The sequence below is a fragment of the Cellulomonas biazotea genome, from assembly GCF_004306155.1.
In the GTDB taxonomy this organism is placed as follows: Bacteria; Actinomycetota; Actinomycetes; order Actinomycetales; family Cellulomonadaceae; genus Cellulomonas; species Cellulomonas biazotea.
Genome location: NZ_BIMR01000201.1, coordinates 1 through 3,617, shown reverse-complemented (window position 1 = coordinate 3,617; position 3,617 = coordinate 1). Strand labels below are relative to the sequence as shown.

Sequence of the window (3,617 nt, the reverse complement as noted above, 5' to 3'; positions counted from 1 at the left end):
GGGGTGGACGGCGCGGGCTGTGCGGCCGGGGCGCGTCCCGAGGTCGGCGGGGTCGCGCCGGGTGCCGCCCCCTCGCCCACGACGATCGCGCCGCCGTCGGCCCCCGGGCGCCGGCCGGGCGTGGAGGGCGTGAAGGACGGGGGAGCGGCGTCGGGCCGGCGCCGGTCGTCGGCCGTCATGCCACCGCCGTGGTCGTGGCGGTCACCCGCACACCGCCGTGGTGTCGTCGGCGCTGAACGGCTCCTTGCCGGCCTGCTTGGTCTCGGAAGGCGCGGGCTCGACCGGGGTGGTCACCTCGGGGGCGGGCGCCTGCGTCGCGGGCGGTGCCGCGGGCGGGGCCGCGGTCGCACCGGGGTCGGCCGCGGGCGGCGCGGTGTCCACGGGCGCGGGCTCGGGCTCGGGCTGGCCCAGCGCCGGGACGTCGGCGGCCATGTTCGCCCAGAGGGTCTCCGCCTCCGACGTCCACTCGACGCGGTTGGGGTCGCTCTTGGCGGGGGCCCACGGCACGGTCATGAACGTGATGTTCCCACCGCGGATGGAGCGCATGTTGTAGGCGAGGCCGGTCATCGCCGTGAGCGACAGGCCCGTGTCTGTCGTCAGCGAGCTCGTCGCCGCGTTGAGGAACGACAGGAGCTGCGGGACGTCCATGAGGACGTTCTTCGACAGCACCTCCTGCACCATCGCCGCGATGAGGCGCTGCTGGTTGCCGATGCGGTTGGTGTCCGACCCGTCGCCGACGCCGGGGCCCTTGCGGGCGCGCGCGAACGCCAGCGCCGTGGGGCCGTCGAGCCGCTGGTTGCCCGCCTTGACCGCGAGGCCGGCGTCCTTCGACGTCATGTCGTTGGGGATGCAGATCTCGACCCCGCCGATCGCGTCGATCATCGACTGGAACCCGCTGAAGTCGACGACGACGAAGTGGTCGATCGCGAGCCCGGTGTTCTCCTGGACGGTCCGGATCGTGCACGCGGCGGCGGAGGCCATGTCGCCGCCCATGTCCCACCCGGTCGCGAACGCGGTGTTGAACATGCCGTGCGTCGCGCGGGACGTCTTGCCGTTCGACATCTCGCACGCGGGGATGTCGACGAGCGAGTCGCGGGGGATCGAGACGGCCTCGACGCGCTGCCGGTCGGCGGAGATGTGCAGGACGATCGTGGTGTCGGAGCGCATGCCCTCGACCTCGCCGCCGATGTCGGCGTTGACGCCGTCCCGCTGGTCGGACCCGAGGACGAGGATGTTGACGGGCGAGCCCGCGTTCGGGTCGTCCGGGTCGGGCGCCTTGCTCGGCTCGGGGGCGTCGCCGAGGAGGTCGGACACGTCGACGCGGTCGACGTTCCCCTGCAGCTTCGCGAACGCCGCGGCCGCACCCGTCACGCCGAAGGCGAGGAGCCCGACGGTGCTGAGGGCCACGGTGCGCAGCACCGTGCCGGAGTGCAGTCTGCGAGCGTGCCGGGCGGCACGGGGGCGCGGGACGGCGGCGTGGCGGGTGGTCACCCGACGATCCTAGGAGCCGAGCGGGCCGTCGCAGCGGAGCGCACGCACGGGCGTGGTGGAGGATCTGTGCAGATCAGTGCCACCACGCCCGTGCCGGCAGTCCCAGGCGAGGGGGCGGTCGACGGACGACCGCGCCGACCTCAGCGGCCGAGCTGCGTGTACTTCGCCTCCGTGGCCTCCTTGCGGGGACGCCACCACGACTCGTTCGCGCTGTACCAGTCGATCGTCGCCGCGAGGCCCGACCGGAAGTCGCGGTACCGCGGCGTCCAGCCGAGCTCCTCGCGGAGCTTCGTCGAGTCGATCGCGTACCGCAGGTCATGGCCCGGGCGGTCGCTCACCAGGTCGTACGCGTCCTTCGGCTGGCCCATGACCTCGAGGATCGTCTCGACGACCGTCTTGTTGTCGACCTCGCCGTCGGCGCCGATGAGGTACGTCTCGCCGATGCGACCCTTGTCGATGATCGTCCACACGGCCGAGTTGTGGTCCTCGACGTGGATCCAGTCGCGCACGTTCTCGCCCGTGCCGTACAGCTTCGGGCGGACGCCGTCGATGACGTTGGTGACCTGGCGCGGGATGAACTTCTCCACGTGCTGGTACGGGCCGTAGTTGTTCGAGCAGTTCGAGATCGTGGCCTGCACCCCGAAGCTGCGGGCCCACGCGCGGACCAGCAGGTCGGAGGACGCCTTCGTCGACGAGTACGGGCTCGACGGGTTGTACGGCGTCTCGGGCGTGAACTTCGCCGGGTCGTCGAGCTCGAGGTCGCCGTAGACCTCGTCGGTCGAGATGTGGTGCAGCCGGACGCCGTACCGGCGCACGGCCTCGAGGATCTGGTACGTGCCGATGACGTTCGTGCGCAGGAACGGCCACGGGTCGTGCAGCGAGTTGTCGTTGTGCGACTCGGCGGCGAAGTGCACGACGAGGTCCACCTCGCGGACCAGCGCGTCGACGATGTCGGGGTCGGCGATGTCGCCCTTCGCGAAGACGACCTGGCCGTCGACGGGGTCGAGGCTGCGCTCGTCGCCCGCGTAGGTCAGCGCGTCGAGCACGGTGATGTGCACGTCGGGGCGCTCGCGGACGGTCTGGTGGACGAAGTTGGAGCCGATGAAGCCGGCACCGCCGGTCACGAGCATGCGCATGTCGGGCATTCCTCCGTGGGATCTGGGGTTGCCGGACAGCGTAGCGTCGTGCCGACTCAGCTCCGGTAGCCGGTGTCGGCCTGCGGCCCGGGCGCGACGAGCAGGCGTTCGACGTCGCGTCGGGCCACCTGCGCGGAGCGCCCGATCCGCCGCCGCTCCGCGAGCAGGTGGGGCAGGAGCCCGGCGTACGACCCCAGCACGCGCAGCCGCAGCCGGACCTCCGCCAGGTCACGCCGGCGCAGCAGCGCGGACGCCGTCGTCACGAGGTAGCGCGCGAGGGCGCGGCCCCACAGCCCGGCGGTCGCGTCCTTCGTGAGCACCGCGAGCCGGTTGCGCTGGTCGTGGAACCGGAAGAACGTGCTGCCCTCGACCGACGACGCCGAGTGCTCGTGCAGGACGACCGCCTCCGGGCAGTGCTCCACGCGGTAGCCGGCCAGCCGCAGGCGCCACGAGAGGTCGGTGTCCTCGTAGTACATGAACAGGCGGGCGTCGAACAGCCCGACGTCGCGCAGCGCGGACGTCCGCAGGACCGCCGCGGCCCCGCTGAAGCCGAACACCTCGCGCGGCGGGGCGTGCCCGTCGGCGCGCGCGAGCCAGCCCCGGTCGACGCCGTAGCCGTCGGAGCGCACGACGTTGCCCGTCGAGTTCACCAGCCGGACCGGTCCGTCGGGGGCCTCGACCCAGGCGCCGTCGGGTCCGCGCACGACGCGCACGTCGCCGCGGTCGTCGTCGGGCGTCGCGGGGCGGAACCGGGCCGCGAGCAGGACGGTCGCCGCCATGGCCGCGACGGACGGCCCGGCGGCGTCCATCGCCCGTACGAGCGACGCGACGAACGCGGGGTCGGGGACGGCGTCGTTGTTGAGCAGCACGACGTACCGCGAGGTGACGTCGGCCAGCGCCAGGTCGTTGCCGCCCGCGAACCCGGTGTTCACCGGGTGCGCGATGAGCCGGACCTCGGGGTACTCCTGCGCCACGAGCGCGGCCGTGCCG

At 73.0% G+C, this 3,617-nt stretch carries 3 protein-coding genes; all 3 read right to left on the bottom strand.

The window, feature by feature from the left end; all coding sequences use genetic code 11:
* Positions 1-201: 201 nt before the first annotated feature.
* Positions 202-1,491, bottom strand: a complete 1,290-nt coding sequence (locus CBZ_RS12985) for an LCP family protein (RefSeq protein ID WP_246013351.1) — start codon at positions 1,489-1,491, stop codon at positions 202-204.
* 140 nt (positions 1,492-1,631) lie between these two features.
* Positions 1,632-2,627 (bottom strand): dTDP-glucose 4,6-dehydratase, encoded by a 996-nt coding sequence (rfbB, locus tag CBZ_RS12980; protein WP_130781950.1) that lies wholly within the window; start codon positions 2,625-2,627, stop codon positions 1,632-1,634.
* A 56-nt stretch (positions 2,628-2,683) separates the two neighbouring features.
* The coding region (locus CBZ_RS12975; RefSeq protein WP_130781949.1) for a glycosyltransferase family 2 protein at positions 2,684-3,617 on the bottom strand (934 nt) is incomplete at its 5' end.

Bases quoted from the DNA above. Each gene is read 5' to 3' on its own strand.
- rfbB (WP_130781950.1), bottom strand. From the start codon at position 2,627: ATGCGCATGCTCGTGACCGGCGGTGCCGGCTTCATCGGCTCCAACTTC.